The organism is Kribbella sp. NPDC043289, from assembly GCF_056436705.1.
The window spans coordinates 140,571-161,657 of the sequence record NZ_JBWKCB010000012.1 but is presented as its reverse complement, the minus strand read 5'-3'; the positions used below and the strand labels follow the sequence as shown (position 1 = coordinate 161,657).

Genomic DNA, 21,087 nt, shown 5'->3' with positions numbered 1-21,087 from the left:
AACACCAGAAAACGATAAGAACGCGCCACCCCTGGTCCGAACCCGGACACACAACGGCTCCCGTCCGCGGTGAGCGAACGGGAGCCGGGAGCTGGAACTGCAGCGATCAGGAGTGCATGAGGATCAGGGACGGGTCCATCGTGGCCAGTTCGAGCCGGCCTGCGTCGACGGCGCCGTACGCCCCGATCGGGCCGCTGCTGCGGCGGCCGCTGCGATTGGTCCAGAAACCCCAGCCGGCCGGTGCGGCGGGCCAGGTCGGGTCCGGTGTCCAGCCGACCGGCGGTCGCCAGCTCGCGCTGGGCGGCTCCGGCCAGTCGGGTGGCGGGTTGAACTTGTGCACGAGCGGCCCCTTCGGATTCCCCAGCGATCCGCTGATCGCGACTGCTGACAGATCAACGACCTGGCGCGCCGAACGTCACGAACAAATCTTCGTAAAGTTTCGGTCTGCACACGGCCACTTATCTCACCACCGCAGCCACCCCCCGGCAAGCGTGCTCTCACCTGGCGGACTGCACGTGCATCGGCACCCGCTTTAGTTGCCTTCTCCACAGATCGCGGAGAGTTGTCCACAGCAACCGTCCACATATCCACAGCCGGACCGCTTTATTCACAGGTAATTCTGTGGATACGCAGGGTTACAGGTCGTCGAGGCGGGCCTGGACGCGATGGTGGTCGGTGAGGGACTCGGTCAACGCATAGCCCAGCGAGCGGTAGGCCTCGAAGTCCCACTCGTCGTAGAACTGGTCGCCGGTCGTGCGGCGCGGGAAGTCGGCGTGCTCGACGGAGTACTGCTCCAGGTCCCAGTCGAGGTGGCCGGCCAGCACGGCCTTCACGAAGAAGATCTCGGTCTTGTACGGCTTGTCCTCGCCGTCCTCCACCGGATGGGTCGCGATGCCGTAGGCCCAGGCCCGGTCCGCGCGCGGCTTGCTGCCGCGGATCATCGGGGACGGGTCGATGTCGATCTCGATGCCGTGGTCCATCCGGGCCGTCGCGGTCGCCTCGGCGAGAGCGGTGAAGCGGTCCTCGACGTCGTTCGAGGCGTCGATGACGATCACCTGCGCCGGCCGGCGGCGGAGCGCCTCGACCAGTCCGAGGTTGTCGTAGTGACCACCGTCGGTCACGTAGATCCGGCGCTCGTACATCGACGGCGACCCGACCGCCTCGTGCAGCAGGCGGTACGGCCCGGGCTTGTCGATCACGCTGCCGACGTACCGCCGGAGCTTCGGGAAGAACCCGTGACGCTCCGGGAAGGCGGGACCGCTGCGGTTGTTCCAGTACGGGTTCGGCAGCCAGACGCCCAGCCGCGCATTCAGTACGGCGAGCAACAGCCGCACCGGCCGGGTCCGGCTGTTCGCCCGCCCGGTCAGCGGACTGAGCGCGGCGCCGCTGATCGCCATCGCGGCCGGCACCGTCACCTCACGCTTCAGTACGTCGGCCTCGCGCTCGTAGTCCGCCGTCTGGCGCTGCCCGCCGTCCGGCAGCGACCGGTCGCCGACGATGCCGATCTGGTGGGCGTCGAACACGAACGGCACGCAGCCCCGCTGGGTCGGCACGAAGTCCGGGTCGTCGACGTTCGCGACGCCCGCGATGACGAGCTGCGGGCCGCCGTCGACCGGGTTCGCCCAGTCCGAGTACCGCAGCCGCAGGTGGTAGTCGAGCGCGACCGCCGCGCCGTTGTCCTTGCGCGTGACCAGGAACGCGCGCGACAACCGCTCCCGGTAGAACGAGTGCAGCGAGGTCCGGTTCGCGTCGGTGAGCACCTTGATCGCGAGCGCGATCGCCGCCAGCACCAGCGCGACGTTCCAGTCCTCCTGGTACGTCGTGTCGGTCGCGTACCCGCCCGTCCAGCGGAGCAGCACGATGACCGCGGCGACCACGATGATCGCGCTGCCGGCCCACGGCGCGAGCTTGGTGCGGGCGAACACCAGCAGCTTCGCGCGCATCCCGGTCGCGGCCTTCCCCTCGACCATCAAGCCGTTCCACACCGTCTTACCGAGCCCGATCAGGACGACGACCAGCGCACTGAACGACGCCACGCCCTGTTTCGTTGGGTCCACCAACGCCAGGAGCGCCGACGGCAGACTCGGCGAATCCGCGGAATCACCGGGGATCTTCCCCAACAGATAAAGGCCTCCCGGCACACCGAGCAACAGGACCGCGACCGGTACGCCGTACCGAAGGGTCACGTTGCCGATCGTGGTGAGGATCGACCGGACGATGTCGGGCATCCGGGCCCAGCGGTCCCAGACCTTCTCGATGAGGAACATCAGCGCGCTGACCGCGAGCAGCGCCACCGACAGACCGACGAAGAACCACGAGTCGTTCGGACGCCAGTCGACGTGGATCTCGGAGCTCTGCGAGACGACGACCTTCTGGTCGGCGAGGAACCAGCCCAGCACCCACGCGATCGCGCGCAGCATGATGCCGATCAGCAGGAGGTTCACGACGAGCCCGAAGAGCACCGACAGGGCCGCGCGGAACATCGCCCGCCCACCCGACAACAGGTAGCGGGTCTGCCGGCGCAACCGCGCCAGCTCCGGCGATCCCGGCGAGAACGGGTCGGCGCAGGTACGACGCAGTACGTGGAAGGCCGCGGCCATGTAGCCGCCGCCACTGACACCGATCACGGTCGACGCCTTGTCGTACAGGCCGCGCTCGCGAAGGAGTTGCAATGCGCCGAGGCAGAACGACGCCGAACGGATGCCGCCGCCGGAGCAGGTGATGACGAGGCGTCCGGCATCGCGGTGGTCGCGTTTCGCACGGCGGAACGTCGCGGGCGGTACGGGCGCCACGCCGTACCACTTGCGTTGGCCGCGGCGGCTCGTCGCGAGCAGGCAGCCGGCGAGGATCAGGGCACCGGCCAGGAAGACCGCGCGCATCAGCCAGGTGATCCAGCCCGCCGAGAGGTCGGCGCACGGGGCGGAGCCGAAGTCGCTCCACAGCACGAGGTCCTCGCCGACGTCGAGCACGGCCGCGACCAGGACGACCCCGAACCCGAGGGCCGCGATCCGCTGCCAGGACTGGCGATCGACGAACCTGACGTACTTGTACGCGCGGAACGCGGCGTACACGTAGGCCATCACGAACGTCGCGTCGACGAGGAGCGAGAGCCGGCCGGGCACTTCACAGCCGAGGGCCGATCCGGCCGCCTCGTGGACCGCGGCGCGCATCGGCACCTGGACGATCGCGAGGACGACGGCGAGCTGGAGTGTGTTGGTGAAGGTCCGGCGCCGGCCGATCTGCTCGATCGTGGCGTCGCCAGTGGTGCCGTCCGATTCCCCGAGCATCGCCCTATGATGCCCGGTCCGGGGGATCAAGCAGCCAGGATCTCGCTGATCCGATGCGGGTCGGTGCCGGTCGCGAGCGCGCGGTCGAGGGCGGCCAGCTCGGTGCACGCCAGCGCGATCGCCTCCGCCTGGGTACGGCACCGGTCGGCGTACCAGAAGGGGTTGTCGGGCTGCCGGTCGTCGGCGTCGTCGATGTCGGCGTACCAGCAGTCGTGCCGGTAGTGCACGACGCGGACCTTGAGCTTCATGCGCGGTACGACGCCGGCGGTGGTGTTTCGGTTCCGGTGTGAAGGGTTTACAACGATGGCAAACGGACGGTACAACCGAAAGCGAGACCGGTCCGCCCCCCGGTGTCGAGAGGTGAGCCATGAGGTTCTTCCGCCCTGTCCTCGCCACGTTGGCCAGCACATTTACCGGCGCGTTGGTCGCCGTACTGCTGACCAGCGTTTCGGCGTCGAACGCCCCAGCCGTCGAGAAGCAGGAGACCGCCTTGGCGTCCCAGACCTTCCGGAACCCAATCAATCCGTCCGCGGATCCGTCGCTGATGTTCTTCAACGGCAAGTACTACGTCGCGACCACGCGCGGCGACCGGATCGGGATCTGGTCGTCCTCGAGTCTTGCCACGTTGCTCGTGCAGCCGGAGCAGGTGGTCTGGCGGGACTCGGACACCTCGCGCAACACCCAGATGTGGGCGCCGGCGTTCCGGCATGTCGGGAACCGTTGGTACATCTACTACACGGCCTCCGACGGCGTGGACGCCAACCACCGGATGTACGTGCTCGAGTCGGCCGGCGACGACCCGCTCGGCCCGTACAGCTTCAAGGCGAAGATCGCGGACTTCGGCGAGTACGCGATCGACGGCGAGCCGATCACGGTCAACGGCCAGCAGTACTTCGTCTGGACCGGCCCGGGCCGCGGCCAGGGCGGACCGGCACAGCTGTACATCGTGAAGATGAGCAACCCGTGGACCGCCACAGGAGACCGGGTCGCGATCCCCGCGGACGGCGGCTGCTCGGAGGTCCGCGAGGGCCCGACCCCGCTGTACGGCGCGACGCGCACGTTCCTCACCTACTCCACCTGCGACACCGGCAAGCCGGACTACCAGTTGTGGATGAAGAGCATCGCGAACGGCGCGGACCCGATGGTCGCGGCGAACTGGGTGCAGCACGCCGGACCGATCTTCTCCCGCAACGACGACACCGGCGTCTGGGGCCCCGGCCACCACTCGTTCTTCAAGTCCCCGGACGGCACCGAGGACTGGATCGCGTACCACGGGAAGAACACCAGCACCTACACGTACTCGTTCCGCACCACCCGCGTCCAGAAGATCACCTGGAACGCCGACGGTACGCCGAACCTCGGGCGGCCACTCGCCGCCGGCGCGACCCAGAACCTGCCGTCGGGCGACCCCGGTTCGTCGAACTACTGGATCAACGACACCGACAGCACCGTCACCTACGCCGGCAACTGGAGCTCCGGATCCGGCTGCGGCAACCAGTGCTTCTGGGGCAACGACCACTGGAGCGGCGAGACGAACGCGACCGCCACGATCAAGTTCACCGGCACCCGCGTAGCCCTCCTCAGTGTCGCCGACACCGGCAACGGCATCGCCGCCATCTCCATCGACGGCGGCCCCGAACAACGCATCGACTACTACAGCTCGATCCGCGTCGGCGAACACCTGATGTACACCAGCCCGGCCCTCGCCGCCGGCCCCCACACCCTCAAGGTCCGGGTAACCGGCGACAAGAACCCGGCGTCAAGCAGCACGGTCATCAGCCTCGACCGCATCGAGGCCTATTAGCTCAGCCCTTCAGGCCGGAGGCGAAGCCTCGGATTACGTAGCGTTGGAGGAAGAGGAAGAGGAGGAGGATCGGGAGGGCGGCCAGGATCAGGCCGGCGGCGACCAGGCCGTAGTTGGACGTGTACTGGTTGACGAAGGCGAACACCCGGACCGGGACGGTCTCGTGGCCCGAGCCGCCGAGGTACAGCAGTGGGGTGAAGAAGTCGTTCCAGATCTGTACGGCGTTCAGGATCAGCACCGTCCCGGTGATCGGCCGGAGCAGCGGGAAGATCACGTGGGCGAACGCCTGCAGGTGCGACGCCCCGTCGATCAGGGCCGCGTTCGTGTAGTCCGCGGGCAGCGAGCGGATGAAGCCGGTGTACAGGAAGACCGTGAACGGCAGCTGGATCCCGGTGTAGAAGAGGATCATGCCCTGGTACGTCCCGAGCAGCCCCAGGTTGTCGACGAGCTGGTACAGCGGGATCATCCCCAACTGGAACGGCAGGATGATCCCGACCAGGAACAGGATGTACAGGCTGTAGCTCAGCCGCGTCACCGTCCGGGCCAGGAAGTACGCCGCCAGCGACCCGAGCGCGATCAGCAGCAGCACGCTCGCGACGGTGATCAGCGTGCTGTTCAGCAACGCCGACCCGAGACCGGCCGACCGCCACGCCTCACCGAAGCTCGCCACACTCGGCGGCGACGGCAACGACAGCGGCCGGTTCGCGATCTGCTGCGGGTCCTTGAACGCCAGCGTCACCAGCACGTACACCGGGAACAGGAACCCGACCGCGACCGCGATCATCACCAGCTCGAGCACGAACGTCCGCGGGCGGTATCTCATGCCGTCGTCTCCCTCGACCTCAGGTACCCGATCTGCAGGAACGACACCGCCGCGACGAACAGCGCGAGCACGAGCGCGACCGCCGTACTGTAGCCGAACTTCCCGTAGACGAACGCCTGCTTGTACAGCACTGTCGACAACGTGTCCGTCGCGTACCCCGGACCGCCGTTCGTCATCGCGATGATCTGGGTGAACAACGTCAATCCGCCCACCGTCGACAGCATCACGTTGATCGTCACCGCGGGCGCGAGCAACGGCCAGGTGATGTGCCGGAACCGCGCCAACGTTCCCGCGCCGTCGACCATCGCGGACTCGTGCAGCTCGGCCGGGACGCCTTCGAGACCGGCGAGGAAGATCACCATCGAGTACCCCGCGCACTGCCAGATCACCGTGAACGCGACCGACCACAACGCGATCGACGGGTTCCCCAGCCAGTCCTGCCGCAGCGAACCGAGCCCGACCGCACCCAGCGCCGCGTTCAGTCCCGCGTCCGGCGCCGGGTTGTACACGAACTTCCACAGGAACGACACCATCACCGGACTCACGACCACCGGCGCGAAGAACACCAGCCGCAACGCCATCCGGCTCTTGATCCCCGTGTGCACACCGAGCGCCAGCAACAACCCGAGCCCGTTCTGCACCACGACGATCGCGACCGTCAGCAACAGCGTGTTGCGGAGTGCCCCGAGCGCCTGGTCGTCATGCACCAGCTGCTTGAAGTTGTCGACTCCGACGAACGCCTTCGCGTTGCCGATCCCCGACCAGTCGGTGAACGCCGACCCTGCGCCGGCGATGCTCGGATACAGCACCACCGCCGCGTACACCAGGATCGCCGGCACCGCGAACCACCACGGCGGCACGATCCCGCCACGCCCGCTCCGCCTCCGGGACCGCTTCGCCGCGTCCGTCCGGACCTCGACCGCCGATGCCGTCATGCGCTCTTCTTGTAGGCGTCGTCCATCTTCTTCAGGGCGTCCGGCACTGTCGTCTTGCCGCCGAGCAGTTGCTGGACGACGGCGAGGTGCGTCGGCTGTACTTCGGCGTTCGGCCAGCGCTGGTCCATGAACGGGACCGCCTTGTTCGCCTTCAGCGACGGGAGGAACGAGGTCAGCGCGGGGTCGACCTTCGCATCGCCGTACAAGGGCACGCAGGACACGGCGCCGGCCCACGCGTTGAGGTTCTCCTGCTGACCGCAATACTCGAGGAACGCCTTCGCCTGGTCGGCGTTCTTGCCCTTCGCGCTGACCGCGATCCCGACCACCACGCCGGCCGGGATCCAGTTGTCCGCGACCACATCCGTGGCCGGGAACGGGAACATCGACAGGTCGTCCGGCGACGGCGCCGCGGCCCGGAACGCGGCCAGCACCGCGGACACCTGGACCGCCATCGCGGCTTTTCCGGTCGCGACCATCGAGGTCGCCTGCTCGTACGTCGTCCCGTTCGGGTTGTCGTTGAAGAACCCGCGCTTCTGCAGTTCGAGGTACTTCGTCATCGCGTCGACCCACCCGGAGTCCGCGAAGGACGCCGTACCCGCGGCCATCTTGTCGTCGAAGTCCGGGGTCTTGGCGTAGACCGTCGCGGGGACCAGCGCGTAGTTGATCAGCTGGGTGATCCACGGGGTCTGCGCGCCGACCGCGATCGGGACGATGCCCTTCTTCTTCAGCTTGTCGCAGACGCTCAGCAGCTCCGACCAGGTGGTCGGCGGCTCGACACCGGCGGAGGCGAACGCCTTCTTGTTGTAGATCGCGCCGAGCATGCTGGAGCCGGGCGCGAACATGTAGGTCTTGCCCTCGTTCTGGAACGCGCCCTTGAACCCGCTCGGGATCTTCTGCGTCCACGACTGGCTGCTGAGGTCGGTGAGCAGTCCGGCCTTGGCCAGTTGGGCCATCGACATCGCGCTGCCGTTGCCGGGATAGACGACGTGCACGTCGGGCGCGTTGCCGCCGCCGAGCTGGGTGCGCAGCGCGGTCTGCACCTGATCGGTGGGCGCGACGGACAGGTTGAAGTCGAAACCCGAGTGCGATGTCTTGTAGCTGTCGAGCACCTTGCGCAGGGCAGCCTCCTGGTCGCCGACGCCGATCACCTTGAGCGTGCCGCCGGACGACGAACCGCCGCCTCCGCCACAGGCCGCCAACGTGCCGGACGCGGCAGCGGTGACGGTAGCGCCGCCGAGCAGCTGCAGGAGCCGCCTGCGGCTGACAGACCGATCGAGTGCCATGGGTGCCTCCCTGAAGCGCCGAGATACCGGCTGAGAATGTGAAGTAACCGCAAGATCGTGTTACTTTCGTCACGCGGGACGCTACGTACGGCCCGGGAGGGTGTCAAGACCTCGTTGAAAGGATTCAGTCCGGGGCAGTGCGAAAAGCCGTCCACAGGGGTTTTGGGCCCGGACCTGGGTCGCCTGAGAAGATGGCGCCGTGCCCGTGACTGCCTGCCCTCGACCGGCCGGTACGCCGTACCTCGTACCGCGGCCCGGCGGTGCCGTCACGTCCACCTGCGGACCGGTGCGCAGGTGAAACGAGTCCTCCTGGCCGGCCTCCTGCTGCTGGCTCTCGCGCTGGGCGTCGGCGGTGGCTACTACACCGGCGACCGCCTCGACACGCCCACGCCCAGCGCAGCCGGGACCGCGGGGCCTCTCGGTCAGGTCACGCCGTCGCCGTCCGAGACACCGTCGGAGACGCCGCTCCCGGTCAAGACACCGGTCCCGAACAACCTCGAACCGCTCGAGACCGGCCTGGAGTACGTCCGCCGTAGCTTCACGGTCAACCCGAAGGACTTCTCACCGGTCCAGCTGGCCGTCGACATCCCCCAGGGCTGGCGGCAGACCCGCGACCCGAAGGCCCCGGGCGAGGTGAAGTTCCTCGACAAGCTGCGGGAGCGCGCCGTCCGCGTGGAATCCGACCAGCCGGCGACCATGACACCGGCCGACCACCGCGCCAAACTCGTCGTCGACCTGAAGAAGTCCCAGGCCCCCGAGAACGACGTACGCATCGTCAGCGAAGCCGACAACGAACAAATCCTCGGCGACGACGGCCAGCCCCGCACCGTCTCCACCCTGATCTACACGTACATCCCCGGCGAGACCCTCCGCTACGTGATCGTCCGCTGGATCGCCATGAACGACAGCCCTCTCGCCACGGTCGAGATGAGCATCACCGGCCTCCCCCAGGACGCCGACGGCCTCGCCGAAGTCCTCCAACACGCCACCACCTCCGTCCACGAGGTGAGCTGAGCGGCTTTCACAGAATCGTTACCTGTGTAGTGCAACCTGAGAGGGGGCTCAGGGGTCTTCAGTACGGAGAGCTGTGGAAAGTGGGGGTGTGGTGCGGAGCGTGTCGCGGCGGGCGTTTCTGGGCGGCGGCCTGCTGGCCTTGGCCGGGGTCGGTGGCGCCGGTGGGTACGGCGTGGGCCTCTTCCTCACCGCCGAGCCCAGCCTCGCCGGCACCGCAGCCCCACTGCCGACCACGTCCACCCCGGGTACGCCGTCCACGCCGACGACTCCGACGCCGCCACCGAAGACTGTGGTCGAGGACAAGACCAAGGCCCTGGATGTCAACGATCTCGAGTACAAGACGCGCGCTTTCGAGGTGACCGGCGTCGTGCACTCGACCGTGCACGTCCGCGTGCCGAGAACGTGGAGCTTCACCCAGCCTGATCCGCCGAAGACCGGCCGTTACACCGATCCCACCGGGAAACGCTGGATCCGGATGGAAGCCGGGTTCACCATCCGGCGCCCACCGGCGGACTCGATGCAAGCGAGGCTCGTCGCCCTGGGAACGATTCCGGCCGCCCAGATGCTCTCGATCAAGTCGACGACCGTGGACCCGGACACGAAGGAAGCCACGCTCGTCTACACCTACGTGCCGGAAGAGTCGCTCCGATACGTGATCATCCGCTGGGTGGCGAATCCGGACGGCTTGTGCACCTTCGAGATCGGTGTCACCGGGCTGCCGCAGGACCGGGAAGCCCTCGAGGACATCTTGCAGCATGCCGCGGAGTCGGCGACGCGCGACGACTCCTCGATCTAAGGCTTCTGCAGCTCGGGGACCAGCTGCGCCAGGCCTTTGTGGCCTGCTGGCGTGAGGATTACGGCTCTGTGGTGGGGGCGGCGGTGGAGCCAGTTGCGGGTCAGGAGGGTGTCGGTGATGGAGGCTCCCAGGTGGCCGGCGAGGTGGTGGCGTTGTTCGCTCCAGTCGACGCAGAAGCGCAGGAGGTCGCGGCGGGGTGGCTGGGTGGGCAGGTGTACTCCCAGCTCGGCCAGAACCTCAGGAGCGTTGGGGCCCAGGGCGTACGGGCCATCTGAGAGTTGCTGGGCCAGCGGGTCTTGTGGGCGGCGGGTGGTGCCTCGGCCGCCGTCGGTGCGGGTCAGGGCGTCGCGGCGTACCAGGCCTTCCAGAAGCGCTACGCCTAGGCGGCCTGCCAGGTGGTCGTAGCAGGTGCGGGCTTCGCGGAGTGCTGCGGCTCGGGTGCTCTGGCGGAGAGACGTGATCGGCTGGGGCTTGGCTAGGCGGGCCAGGGCTTCCACAGCGGCGGCTACTTCGGCGCCGGAGAGGCGGTAGTACCTGTGCCGTCCGGAGCGCTCCACCGCGACCAGACCGCCGTCCAGTAGCTTCCGCAGGTGCGCACTGACAGTCTGCGGTGACACGCCGGCCTCAGAGGCCAGTAACGACGCAGGTAGCGCCCGACCGTCCGCCAGGGCCATCAGGACCTTCGCCCGCGCCGGCTCGGCCATCAGCGCCGCGACACGGGCTACATCGGCATCTCCGTCCATGACTCCCATGCTGGCACCAGCACACTTCGACGTGGCCCGAACTGTCCGAGTGGGAACTTGGGAAGCATGCTCCTGGCGTTGCTGTGTGTCGGCATCTTCCTGATCCAGCTGGACGTGACGGTGGTCAACGTGGCCCTGCCAACGATCCGCATCGATCTGGCGACCAGTCTGAGCGGCCAGCAGTGGGTTGTGGCGGCATACGTGATCACTCTGGCCGGTCTACTGCTCGTGTTCGGGGCACTGGGCGACCGGATCGGCCATCGGCGCGTAGTACTCGCCGGGCTGGCTGTCTTCGGCTTTGCCTCACTGGCGTGCGGTACTGCGCCCAACATCGGGCTACTCGTTGCGGCACGCGCTGTCCAAGGCGTCGGCGCCGCACTGCTGCTACCAGGCACTCTTGCCGTCATCACCGACTTGTACGCCGACAGCGCGGCAAGGGCCCGTGCCGTCGGCATCTGGTCCGGCGCTGGGGCGCTGGCGCTGCCGTCCGGGCCACTGTTGGGCGGCGCACTGGTCAGCGGCTTCGGCTGGCAAGCCGTGTTCCTCGTCAACCTTCCGATCATCGCTATCGCGCTCCCACTGGCCTGGAGGCTCATACCGAAGCGCAGTAGCCACCAGCGCGCTAAACCGCGACTGCGGATCGGTGCGGACTTCGTCGGCGCCAACGTGGTCGCCGGCCTGATGAACTTCGTCGGCCTCGGCACTGTCCTGGTACTGACGCTCTATCTGCAGGAACACCTGTCCCAGAAGGCGTTCCGGGCCGGACTGGAGCTCATCCCGCTCTTCCTGCCGCTAGCTGTCCTGGGACCGGTCTCCGGCCGCATCACCGCTCGCTACGGCCCACGGCTCCCCATGTCGATCGGACTGGTCCTCGGCGTGATCGGATCGGCTTGTCTGCTCGCAGTCCACGACACGAGCGGCTACCAAGCCGTCGTACCGGTGCAACTGTGTCTAGGACTCGGCATGGGCTTCCTGACCGCTGCGGTCGTGCACGCCGCCATCGCTGCTCTCCCGTCGGAGCGAGCCGGATTCGCCAGCGGGGTCAACAACACCGCTCGCCAGGCCGTCGGTGCACTGGGCATCGGCGTGTACGGCGCGATCGTGGGTCACTCCCCCGACTTCGTCAGCGGACTACACACGCTGGCGTGGCTGGGCGCGGGCCTGTGGACCGTGGGTCTGGCCATCACCTGGATGACCGTTGAATAAGTGAGACGTCAGTCGACGGGCCAGATGGTGCGGAAGATCGTCGAGCGCAGCCGGTAGAACCTGCGTCGTGCGGACTGGAGCAGCGCCGGCGACGGCCGAAACCGTTCGGTCGGAAAACGCATGGGGACATCCTCAGTCGGAGTACTTCACCGAATCGGCGATCTCCGTGGCCCGATCGACGTCGGACCCGGGCACGATCACCTGGACGAGCAGCGAGCCGCCGTCCCCGTGATCGACGACCCGTTCGAACAGCACCATATCCGTCCCGGCGCATTCTGTGGACAATCGGCTCGTTGCAGTTCGGCCATTGACGCTGCCAGGGAAGGGATCTCCCTCCTTGCAGCCGAACTGCTTGCTGTCCGGCAGCGCCAGCTTCGAGCCCGCCACTCCGACGAAGACCCCCGGCGACCGCTCCGACCAGTTGACGTCCTTGCTGACCCGGAACGCCGGCGCCTGCTCCGAACCGCCGGGTGCCTGCCAGTTGGTCTGCGCCATCGACTGCGCCCACGCCCGCGGCAGCGTCACCGAGAAGTCGCCCTCCGAGACCTCGATCGCCTGCCGACCGGACAGGTACCACTGCCCGGCGTACCCGGCCCCGCCACCGACGACCAGCGCCAGCAGCGCGGCGACCACCCACAGCCCCCGCCGCTTCTTCGGCGCCGCTCCAGCAGGCGGAGCATCCGGTACGTCGGTCTTCGGGGCAGCATCGGACTTCGGGGCAGCATCGGCCTCGACGGCAACAGTCTCCGCCTCGGCGGCAACGACCTCCGACGGCTCGGCGGTCTTCACGACCGTCGGCTGGTTCTCGTCGCTGAACGCGGTCCGCGCGTCCAGGTCGTCAGCGTCGTCGGCGGCGTCGGTGTCGGCGGTGTCAGCAGTGTCGGCGGCGGCCGAGGCAACGGTCACCGTCTCGCGGAGCCGCAGCGGGAAGTCGTGCGTGGTCTCGTCGAGTCCACCGACCAGCTGGCGAGTGAACGTCTGGACGTCCGGCCAGCGCTTCTCCCGGTCCGGGTCCAGGGCCCGCACGATCGCCGCGTCGACCGGCTCCGGCAGCACGAACCCGAGCGAACTCGGCGGCGCCGCCACCTTCACCCGGCTCGCCGCGCCCAGACCGTCGACCTGGTGCGGGGAGCGCCCGGTCAGAGCGGCGTACGCGACGGCACCGAGCGAGTACTGGTCGGCGCGCTGGTCCAGCCGCTCACCGAGCGCCTGCTCCGGAGCGACGTACGACGGGGTGCCGCCGGGCATCGTGATCCGGGAGATCTCGTCCAGCGACTTGCCCAGGCCCAGGTCGGACAGGACGGCACGCTCGCCGTCGTCGGTGCTGCGAAACAGCACGTTCGCCGGTTTGACGTCCCGGTGCAGCAGGCCGCGCCGGTGCAGCGCCTGCAGGCCTCGCCCGACCTGGACGACCACGTCGACCGCCTCGGCGAGCGGCAGCGGCTTCTGTTTCAACCGGTCGGCCAGCGTGCCGCGGTCGGCGTACGTGAGGACCAGAAAAGGGCGCCCGTCCTCCAGTTCACCGACGTCGTGCACCTGGACCACGTGCTCGGACTCGACGCGGCGCAGGAACCGGCCCTCCTCGAGGAACCGCCGCCGGACCGACTCGTCGTGCCCCCAGTTGTCGGCGAGCACCTTGATCGCCACTTCGGCATCCAGTTGCTCATCGTGAGCGAGCCATACCGTAGCGAAACCGCCTGCGCCCAGGCGTCGGCGCACGACGTACCGACCGAGTCTGGTTGGGACCCCCATACAGGGCATTATGGGTCATTGGAGTGTCCCTCTCCGGGGCCGATCGAGAGCAAAGGCGCAGATGAGCGAGAGCACCAGCCCGGCCGACGACCTTGCGACCCTCGCGGAGCGGGCGCAGGCCGGTGACAAGAACGCGATGGAGGACCTGCTGAGGCAGGTGTATCCGCGCGTCCTGCGGATCTGCCGCAGCGTCCTGCCGTACTCCGCCGACGCGGAGGACGCGGCCCAGGAGGCGCTCCTGAACATCGCCACCAAGATCAACACGTACTCCGGACGCAGCAGCTTCTCCACCTGGGTGCACTCGGTCGCGGCGAACTCCGCGCGCTCGACGTACCGCAAGCTGAAGCGCTCCGCGCAGGCCGCGCACAACCCGGAGCAGATGGAGAAGCCGGACCCGCGCACCACCAGCGTGATCGCCGGCACCCGCCTGGACCTCCTCGAGGCGCTGGAGACCCTGGAGCGCGACCGCCCTCAGATGGTCACCCCGCTGGTCCTCCGCGACGTCTACGGCCTCTCGTACGAGGAGATCGCCGCCGAGGTCGGTGCACCTTTGGGCACCGTGAAGTCCCGGATCCACGACGCCCGCGAGGTCGTCCGCCCGCTCCTCCGTCCCAAGGACTAATTGCATCAACCTGCATTGCATCAGGTCTGCCACCGGACCTGATGACGCCATAGCCTCCCGGCTATGTCGGCTCGGGGGCTCCTGCACAACGGCGACTATCTCAAGCTGCTGATCGGTCAGACGGTCAGCGGCTTCGGCTCAGCGATGAGCTCGTTCGTCTTCGTCCTGATCGCGAATGTCGATCACCGGCTCCCCGGCGAAGGCAGGTCTCGTCGGTACGGCGTACATCGGCCGCATCGTCCCGGTCGCCGTCGACGCGGTCTCGTACTTCGTCATGACCGTGCTGCTCGCAACGATCCGGAAGCCGCTCCCGCCCGCGCAGCCGGCCGGGGAAGCCCCCGAACCGATGCTCCGGGCAATCCGGTCCGGCCTGGCCTGGCTGGTCCGGCAGCCGGCGCTGCTGACCATCGCCCTGGTCGCGACCGGGATCAACTTCGCCGCGCTCGGCACCCTCCTGGTCCTGGTCCTCGACCTCCAGCAGGCCGGTACGCCGGCGTCGATCATCGGTTTGCTCGAGACCGGAATGGGTGTCGGTGGCATCGTCGGCTCGATCGTCGCGCCCAAGCTGCTCGACCGGTTCGGGACCGGGCGGCTGGCGATCACCAGCAGCTGGATCACGGCGTTCACGTTCACCGCCACCGCGTTCACGCGGCAGCCCGCCGTACTGATCGTGCTGCTGTTCACCGCGCTGCTGTTGCTCCCCGCATTCAACTCGGGTCTGTTCGGCTACCAGATGCTGATCACCCCGGACAACTTCCAGGGGCGGGCGCAGAGCGCCATCGGCTTCCTGGCGACCAGTACCAACCCGCTGGCGCCGTTGCTGGCCGGTGTCCTGCTCACGGCTGCCGGAGCACGGCCGACGTTGCTCTTCTTTGGCGCGCTGCTCGCCCTCTGCGCCGTCGCGCTCACCGTCAGCCGATCGATCCGGGCGATTCCGTTGCTGTCCGAGGTGCAGCCGGTGGCGGCCGCGTGAGGAAGGGACTCCCGTTCCGGTCTGGTGTGTGCTCAGATGGGGTGTATGAAGAAGCTGATCAACGACCCTGGTGATGTCGTGAGTGAGGCGCTGCGGGGGATGGCAGCAGCGCATCCGGATCGGTTGCGGGTGGATCTGGAGAACCGGATCGTGTACCGCAAGGACGCCCCGAGGCCGGGCAAGGTAGGACTGATCTCCGGTGGTGGTTCGGGGCACGAGCCGATGCATGGTGGGTTCGTCGGGATGGGCATGCTGGACGCGGCCTGCGCGGGTGAGGTGTTCACCTCCCCGGTGCCGGACCAGATGATGGCCGCGACCAAGGCGGTCGACTCGGGCGCCGGCGTACTGCACATCGTGAAGAACTACACCGGCGACGTGATGAACTTCGAGATGGCCGCCGAGCTGGCCGCCGCCGACGCCGGTACCGAAGTGCTGTCGGTGGTGACCAACGACGACGTCGCGGTCCAGGACAGCCTGTACACGGCCGGCCGCCGCGGGGTCGGCGTCACGGTCCTGCTGGAGAAGGTCGTCGGCGCGGCCGCCGAGGAGGGCCGCCCGCTGCAGGAGATCGCGGACCTCGCGAAGAAGGTCAACGACAACGGCCGCAGCATGGGGATGGCGCTCACGTCGTGCACCGTCCCGGCCGCGGGCAAGCCGACGTTCGACCTGGCCGAGAACGAGATGGAGGTCGGGATCGGCATCCACGGCGAGCCCGGCCGGCAACGGTTGCCGCTGGCGCCGGCGCGGGAGATCGCCGCCATGCTGGTCGACCCGGTAGTGTCCGATCTGCCTTACCAGCAAGGCGATTCGGTGATCGCCTTCATGAACGGCATGGGCGGTACGCCGCTGATCGAGCTCTACCTGATGTACAACGAGGTCGCCCAGCTGCTCGACCGGGCCGGTATCACCGTGGCCCGCTCGCTGGTCGGCAACTACATCACTTCGCTGGAGATGGCCGGCTGCTCGGTCACCCTGCTGAAGGCCGACGACGAACTGGTACGCCTCTGGGACGCCCCGGTCAACACCCCCGGCCTACGCTGGGGCGCTTGAGCATGGGCGAAGAAGTCACCACCGACAACTTCAGCAACTGGCTACGGGACTGCGCGAGCGTGCTGCACGAGAACGCGGCGTACCTGACCGAGCTCGACTCGGCGATCGGGGACGCGGACCACGGCGCGAACATGGACCGTGGGTTCCAGGCGATCGTCGCGGTGCTGGACGAGACGCCGTTCGACTCCCCGGACGAGTTGCTGAAGAAGTCCGGTATGACGCTGGTCAGCAAGGTCGGCGGGGCGAGCGGGCCGTTGTACGGCACGTTCTTCCTGCGCTTCGGGACCGCGCTGGCCGGCGTCGAACCGATCACCGCCGAGGCGGTCGGGAAGGCGCTGCACGCCGGTGTCGAGGGCGTCCTGGCCCGCGGCAAGCCCGAGCGCGGCGACAAGACCATGTACGACGCCTGGGTGCCGGCGCTGGACGCGTACGACGCAACGGTCGCCGGCGGCGCGGGGCTCGCCGCGGCGCTGACCGCGGCGGCGGAGGCTTCCGCGATCGGCCGGGACGAGACGATCCCGATGGTGGCGCGGAAGGGCCGGGCGAGTTACCTCGGTGAGCGGAGCGCCGGGCACCAGGATCCCGGGGCGACCAGCACCACGCTGATCTTGGAGTCCGCGGCTCGTACCCTGCCATGATCGGGATCGTGGTGGTGTCGCACAGCCGCGCGCTGGCTGATGCGGCGGTCGGGCTCGCCGCGGAGATGGTGGCCGAGGACAAGCGCCCGGTGATCGCGGTGGCGGCCGGGCTGGACGCGACCACGTTCGGGACCGATGCGATGGCAGTGTCCGAGGCGATCACCGCCGCGGACAGCCCGGACGGAGTACTCGTACTGCTCGACCTCGGGTCGGCGATCCTCAGCGCGGAGATGGCGCTGGAGTTCGTGGATCCGGAGCTGACCGAACGCGTGCGGCTCACGAGCGCACCGTTGGTCGAGGGCCTGGTGGCCGCCGTCGTCACGGCGTCCACCGGAGCCGGGCTCGATGCTGTGGTCGCTGAGGCGCAGCGTGGTCTGGTCGCGAAACAGGATCACCTGGGCGATTCGACGGCAGCGTCGGTTGCCGTGGTGGCCGAGGCTGATCGCACAGTGGACGTGGTGGTGGGCAACGAGCACGGGCTGCATGCACGCCCTGCGGCTCGGCTGGTCGGTTTGGTCAACGGGTACGACGCCGCGGTCACGCTGACCGATCTGGACACCGGGCGAGGACCGGTGGATGCGGGCAGCCTGAGCATGGTGGCGACGCTGAATGCTCAGCAGGGGCATCGAGTGCGGGTCGGAGCCAGCGGTGCGCAGGTCGATGAGGTGCTGGCGGCGATCGAGAAGCTCGCGGCGGAGAACTTCGGCGACGAGCCGGTGCAGAAGGCCGCGCCGGCTGCTGGTGGGTCCGGGTTGGACGTGGCGATCGGGCCCGCCGTCCCGGTCGGCGCGGAGGTCGACCTGGGTGAATATGTTGCCGGTGACAACGAGTCTGGGCGGCTCGACGAGGCTCTGCAGACGGCGGGTGCCGAGCTGCGGGAGTTGCGGGACGGGAGCCCTGAGCACGGGGGGATCTTCGAGGCGCACCTTGCGTTGCTGACGGATCGCCAGGTTCTCGACGAGGTACGGGCGGTGATTTCGGGCGGGGCTGCGGCGCCGGACGCTTGGAAGCAGGCTTATGACCGGCTCGCTGAGACGTTCGAGCAGCTCGACGATCCCTATCAGCGCGAACGCGCCCAGGACGTCCGCGCAGTCCGCGACCGGGTACTCCGTTCCCTCGTCGCACCGACCGAAGACAACGCACCCGCTCCGGGCGGTGGTGGGGTGCCGGGGATTCTTGTGGTGGCGGAGTTGGATGCGGCGACGGCGGCCACCTTGGATGCGACTCAGATCGCGGGGATCGCGGTTCGCGCGGCGGGGACGACCGGGCACGGGGTGATCGTGGCGCGGTCGCGCGGCATCCCGTTGATCACCGGGATCGGGGACGTCGCGGTGCCGGCAGGCGTCACGGTCGCGTTCGACGCGCGGGCGGGGTCGTTCGAGGTCGCGCCGGACGAGGCGACCGTCCGCGCGACGATCGCCGAGCGGAAGGACGAGCGGCGGCGCGCCGTCGAGACCGCCGACGAGCCGGCGACCACGCGGGACGGCAGGACGATCGACGTACTGGTGAATGTCGGCGCGGTCCAGGACGCCGTGGACGTTCGCGGCGCGGACGGCTCCGGTCTCGTGCGTACCGAGGTGCTGTTCGGGGACCGGCGGACGGCTCCGTCCGTCGACGAGCAGGTCGAGGCGTTCCTCGCGATCGCCCAGGCCCTGGGGAACAAGCCGATCACGATCCGCACGTGGGACATCGGCGGCGACAAACCGCTCCCGTTCCTCCCTCAGGCGAAGGAGGCGAACCCGTTCCTCGGCGAGCGCGGCCTCCGCGTGTTCCGCCGTCGCCCGGAACTGCTCCGCGACCAACTCGAGGCCATCCGTTGTACGGCGGCCGAAACGCCCGTGCACGTGATGTTCCCGATGGTCACGAACGCCGCGGAAGTCACCTGGGCGCTGGAGGAGCTCGGCCCGCGGGACGGTCTCGAGGCCGGCATCATGGTCGAGGTCCCGGCCGCCGCGCTGCGCGTCGGCACCCTCGCCAAGGACCTCGACTTCGTCAGCATCGGCACCAACGACCTGACGCAGTACACGACCGCCGCGGATCGCACCAACACCGCGGTCGCAGCGCTTGCGGACGGTCTGGATCCCGCTGTGCTGCAGCTGATCGACCACGTCGTTCGCACTGCCGGTGTGCGAGTCGCAGTCTGCGGTGACCTCGCCAGCGACCCGCAGTCCGCCGTACTGCTTGCTGCTCTTGGTGTGACGGAGCTGAGTGCTGTCGGGCCGCAGGTACCGCTGGTCAAAGCCCGGCTACGGCAGGCCGACCTCGGTCAGGTCGACGTTGCCGCAGTACTGGCGGCTCGGGACGCGGATCAGGTGCGCGGCTTGGTGTAGTAGCGCAGCTCGACCAGGTTGAAGCCGGACGTGCGGTCCGGCTTGGCGGGCAGCGTGTAGGTCTCGCCGGGCTCCAGATACGTCACATCGGGGTGGTCGAGGTCCAGGTCGACGACCAGGGCCGGGTAGGCGCCGGTGTGCCAGGTGTAGGACTCACCGGCTTCCGGCGTGACGTGCTGCACGCGTACGTCGTCCTCGTCGACCACCACCTTGGCGGGGATCTCACCGGCCTGCTCGAACCCGGACTCGGCCGGCACCCCGGCCACCCCGAAGAACGGGTCGCCTGAGGCCTCCTCGCCGAGGTCGAGCACCTCGATCAGCCGGTTCAGGTACGGCGCGTCGCCGTCGTTCGTGAGCATGTGGACCGGGGACACCGGGCGGTACACCGAGCCGCCGACGGTCTCGCTCAGCTGCCGCGCCGGGCTGCCGTCCAGCCAGTCCATGTGGCAGGGCGACGTCGACAGGCACAGGACGACGTACGGGTTGTGGTGCAGGTGCCAGCCCTGGGCCTCGCCGGGCTGCAGTGAGACCTCCCAGACCCGCACGCGGGAGTTCTTCAGCAGCACGCGGGTGCCGATCTCACCCAGGACGACCTCGGCGCCATCGGGGGCGGTGACGGTGGTACCTGCGGTCATGCGGTCTCCTCCAGATCGATCGGTCGTTCCATGGCCACGCCGGCGAGCACGACGCCGTCCGGCATGGGGAGCTCGGCGGACTCCACCTCGATGAAGCCGAAGGCCTTGTAGAGCGGTACGCCGGGCAGTGTCGACATCAGCGCCAGTCGGGTGAACCCCTCTGCCCGCGCGGCGTCGGCACACGCGGTCAGGATCGCGCGGCCGAGTCCACGCCGGGTCCAGTCCGCGCGGACGAACATCGCGCGGATCCGTGCTGGTTCGGTCGCCGGGTCCAGGAGCCGTTCGTCAGCTCCCGCCGTACTCGCGTTGAACAGCTTGTTCCGACGGCTCCAGCCACCGGCGGCGACGATCTCGCCACCCGCCTCGTGCACGTAGTAGGTGCCGTCGTCGATCAGTGCGGTGTCCAGCGTGGTGATGTGCTCAGCCGCACTGGCAGTCTCCACAGCGTCGTAGTACGCCGGAAACTGCTGCCTCACCGCCGCCCGAGCCAACTCGGCCACCGCAGCCCCATCAGCCCCCACCGCCACCCGCAACACAGCCTCCACCCCCACAGGCTAGTCGGACCGGCGGCCCTTGGTGGCCCAGGTCCAGGCGATGTAGTCCCAGGCGCCGGCTGCCGCCAGCATGATCAGGCCGACGATGACGTCGCCTAGGTCGTGGTGGGTGGCTACCAGGGCGAAGCCTGAGAACAGGAACGGGACGGAGAGCCAGAACGCGAGCTGGAAGACGACCTTGCGCCACTTCGGCACGCCAGGTAGGACGGCAGACGGCTTGTCCAGGACCGGGTCCGGCAGTCCGTCGAAGACGGCGGTCAGGTCGCCGCGGGTCTTCGCGGCGTACAGCAGGTTCGTGCGGCGGTCCAGCTCCGGCTTGTCGATGCGGCCGAGGCCGAACTGTTCTCCGAGGGCTGTCGAGCACAGCAACCGGTCGGCGTCGCTCAACAGCAGCTTGTCCATGACCTTGTCCCGCACCGTGTCCTGCACCATGTCCTGCACCGTCGGCCGCGCCCTCGGCCTGGGCCGCTCCCCCGCGGGTCTCCGCTTGGTCTCGATGATGGCGTCCCCGATCGTCTTGCCGAGGGCAGTGAACGGCGAGTTGAACAGTTCCTGGGTTGTCAGTCACAGGCTCCCCCTCGACTTGCCCCACCGTGATTGTCGCAGGACAGGTGGTCATCGAACCCACACGGAACAGTGCAG

General features: G+C 68.5%; 20 protein-coding genes and 1 pseudogene. 10 read left to right on the top strand and 11 right to left on the bottom strand.

Features of this window, described 5'->3' with window-relative positions; genetic code table 11:
• Positions 1-106 precede the first annotated feature (106 nt).
• From AC0662_RS40315 to AC0662_RS40305, 3 genes are all read right to left on the bottom strand, one after another.
• The gene (locus AC0662_RS40315) at positions 107-340 is read right to left on the bottom strand and encodes a hypothetical protein (protein WP_452192952.1); all 234 of its coding nucleotides are present in this window, start codon (positions 338-340) and stop codon (positions 107-109) included.
• 295 nt (positions 341-635) lie between these two features.
• Complete coding sequence (locus AC0662_RS40310; protein WP_478307280.1) at positions 636-3,287, bottom strand: hypothetical protein; 2,652 nt, start codon at positions 3,285-3,287, stop codon at positions 636-638.
• A gap of 26 nt (positions 3,288-3,313) precedes the next feature.
• Positions 3,314-3,535: a hypothetical protein gene (locus tag AC0662_RS40305; RefSeq protein ID WP_452192946.1), complete on the bottom strand. Its 222-nt coding sequence runs from the start codon at positions 3,533-3,535 to the stop codon at positions 3,314-3,316.
• 119 nt (positions 3,536-3,654) lie between these two features.
• Between AC0662_RS40305 and AC0662_RS40300 the strand changes: the two genes are divergently transcribed.
• A complete protein-coding gene (locus AC0662_RS40300) occupies positions 3,655-5,091 on the top strand; it encodes a family 43 glycosylhydrolase (RefSeq protein ID WP_452192945.1) in 1,437 nt (478 codons plus the stop codon).
• Between the two features lies 1 nt (position 5,092).
• Here AC0662_RS40300 and AC0662_RS40295 read toward each other — a convergent pair whose 3' ends face one another.
• Genes AC0662_RS40295 through AC0662_RS40285 form a run of 3 tightly spaced genes read right to left on the bottom strand, consistent with a single transcriptional unit; the run spans position 5,093 to position 8,132 of the window.
• Positions 5,093-5,914 (bottom strand): carbohydrate ABC transporter permease, encoded by an 822-nt coding sequence (locus tag AC0662_RS40295; protein ID WP_452192943.1) that lies wholly within the window; start codon positions 5,912-5,914, stop codon positions 5,093-5,095.
• Positions 5,911-6,849 carry a carbohydrate ABC transporter permease gene (locus AC0662_RS40290; protein ID WP_452192942.1) on the bottom strand — a complete coding sequence of 313 codons (939 nt, stop codon included), beginning with the start codon at positions 6,847-6,849 and terminating at the stop codon, positions 5,911-5,913. The genes AC0662_RS40295 and AC0662_RS40290 overlap by 4 nt, the downstream gene beginning before the upstream one ends.
• Complete coding sequence (locus AC0662_RS40285; protein ID WP_478307277.1) at positions 6,846-8,132, bottom strand: ABC transporter substrate-binding protein; 1,287 nt, start codon at positions 8,130-8,132, stop codon at positions 6,846-6,848. The genes AC0662_RS40290 and AC0662_RS40285 overlap by 4 nt, the downstream gene beginning before the upstream one ends.
• A gap of 294 nt (positions 8,133-8,426) precedes the next feature.
• On the opposite strand from AC0662_RS40285, the gene AC0662_RS40280 reads away from it, so the two are divergent.
• Positions 8,427-9,146 carry a hypothetical protein gene (locus AC0662_RS40280; protein WP_478307275.1) on the top strand — a complete coding sequence of 240 codons (720 nt, stop codon included), beginning with the start codon at positions 8,427-8,429 and terminating at the stop codon, positions 9,144-9,146.
• 88 nt (positions 9,147-9,234) lie between these two features.
• Positions 9,235-9,942 carry a hypothetical protein gene (locus AC0662_RS40275; RefSeq protein ID WP_452192936.1) on the top strand — a complete coding sequence of 236 codons (708 nt, stop codon included), beginning with the start codon at positions 9,235-9,237 and terminating at the stop codon, positions 9,940-9,942.
• Here the strand turns inward: AC0662_RS40275 and AC0662_RS40270 are convergent.
• Complete coding sequence (locus AC0662_RS40270; protein ID WP_452192934.1) at positions 9,939-10,685, bottom strand: ArsR/SmtB family transcription factor; 747 nt, start codon at positions 10,683-10,685, stop codon at positions 9,939-9,941. The genes AC0662_RS40275 and AC0662_RS40270 overlap by 4 nt on opposite strands.
• A 66-nt stretch (positions 10,686-10,751) precedes the next feature.
• On the opposite strand from AC0662_RS40270, the gene AC0662_RS40265 reads away from it, so the two are divergent.
• Positions 10,752-11,891, top strand: coding sequence for an MFS transporter (locus AC0662_RS40265; protein ID WP_452192932.1), 1,140 nt, complete (start codon positions 10,752-10,754; stop codon positions 11,889-11,891).
• Positions 11,892-12,023: 132 nt separating this feature from the next.
• Here the strand turns inward: AC0662_RS40265 and AC0662_RS40260 are convergent, their stop codons facing one another.
• Complete coding sequence (locus AC0662_RS40260) at positions 12,024-13,643, bottom strand: serine/threonine-protein kinase (protein ID WP_452192930.1); 1,620 nt, start codon at positions 13,641-13,643, stop codon at positions 12,024-12,026.
• Between the two features lie 61 nt (positions 13,644-13,704).
• Here AC0662_RS40260 and AC0662_RS40255 point away from each other — a divergent pair, with 61 nt between their 5' ends.
• The 6 genes and pseudogenes from AC0662_RS40255 to AC0662_RS40230 all read left to right on the top strand — a co-directional run bounded on the left by AC0662_RS40255 (position 13,705) and on the right by AC0662_RS40230 (position 19,256).
• Complete coding sequence (locus AC0662_RS40255; protein WP_452192928.1) at positions 13,705-14,265, top strand: RNA polymerase sigma factor; 561 nt, start codon at positions 13,705-13,707, stop codon at positions 14,263-14,265.
• A gap of 175 nt (positions 14,266-14,440) precedes the next feature.
• Positions 14,441-15,238: an MFS transporter gene (locus tag AC0662_RS40250; protein WP_478307272.1), complete on the top strand. Its 798-nt coding sequence runs from the start codon at positions 14,441-14,443 to the stop codon at positions 15,236-15,238.
• Positions 15,239-15,283: 45 nt separating this feature from the next.
• A complete protein-coding gene (dhaK, locus tag AC0662_RS40245; RefSeq protein WP_452192925.1) occupies positions 15,284-16,288 on the top strand; it encodes a dihydroxyacetone kinase subunit DhaK in 1,005 nt (334 codons plus the stop codon).
• Positions 16,289-16,290: 2 nt separating this feature from the next.
• Positions 16,291-16,926, top strand: a complete 636-nt coding sequence (dhaL, locus tag AC0662_RS40240) for a dihydroxyacetone kinase subunit DhaL (protein ID WP_452193787.1) — start codon at positions 16,291-16,293, stop codon at positions 16,924-16,926.
• A pseudogene (dhaM, locus tag AC0662_RS40235) lies at positions 16,923-17,333 on the top strand (dihydroxyacetone kinase phosphoryl donor subunit DhaM); the annotation flags it as partial. The gene dhaL and the pseudogene dhaM, both read left to right, overlap by 4 nt.
• Before the next feature lie 18 nt (positions 17,334-17,351).
• A complete protein-coding gene (locus AC0662_RS40230) occupies positions 17,352-19,256 on the top strand; it encodes an HPr family phosphocarrier protein (RefSeq protein ID WP_478307311.1) in 1,905 nt (634 codons plus the stop codon).
• On the opposite strand, the gene AC0662_RS40225 is transcribed toward AC0662_RS40230, so the two are convergent.
• From AC0662_RS40225 to AC0662_RS40215, 3 genes are read right to left on the bottom strand one after another with little or no spacing between them, the layout of a single operon-like run.
• Positions 19,235-19,891, bottom strand: coding sequence for a cupin domain-containing protein (locus tag AC0662_RS40225; RefSeq protein WP_478307270.1), 657 nt, complete (start codon positions 19,889-19,891; stop codon positions 19,235-19,237). The two genes, AC0662_RS40230 and AC0662_RS40225, sit on opposite strands and share 22 nt — an antisense overlap.
• Positions 19,888-20,436 carry a GNAT family N-acetyltransferase gene (locus AC0662_RS40220; protein ID WP_452192921.1) on the bottom strand — a complete coding sequence of 183 codons (549 nt, stop codon included), beginning with the start codon at positions 20,434-20,436 and terminating at the stop codon, positions 19,888-19,890. The genes AC0662_RS40225 and AC0662_RS40220 overlap by 4 nt, the downstream gene beginning before the upstream one ends.
• Before the next feature lie 9 nt (positions 20,437-20,445).
• A complete protein-coding gene (locus tag AC0662_RS40215; RefSeq protein WP_478307268.1) occupies positions 20,446-20,877 on the bottom strand; it encodes a DUF1707 SHOCT-like domain-containing protein in 432 nt (143 codons plus the stop codon).
• Between the last annotated feature and the right edge of the window lie 210 nt (positions 20,878-21,087).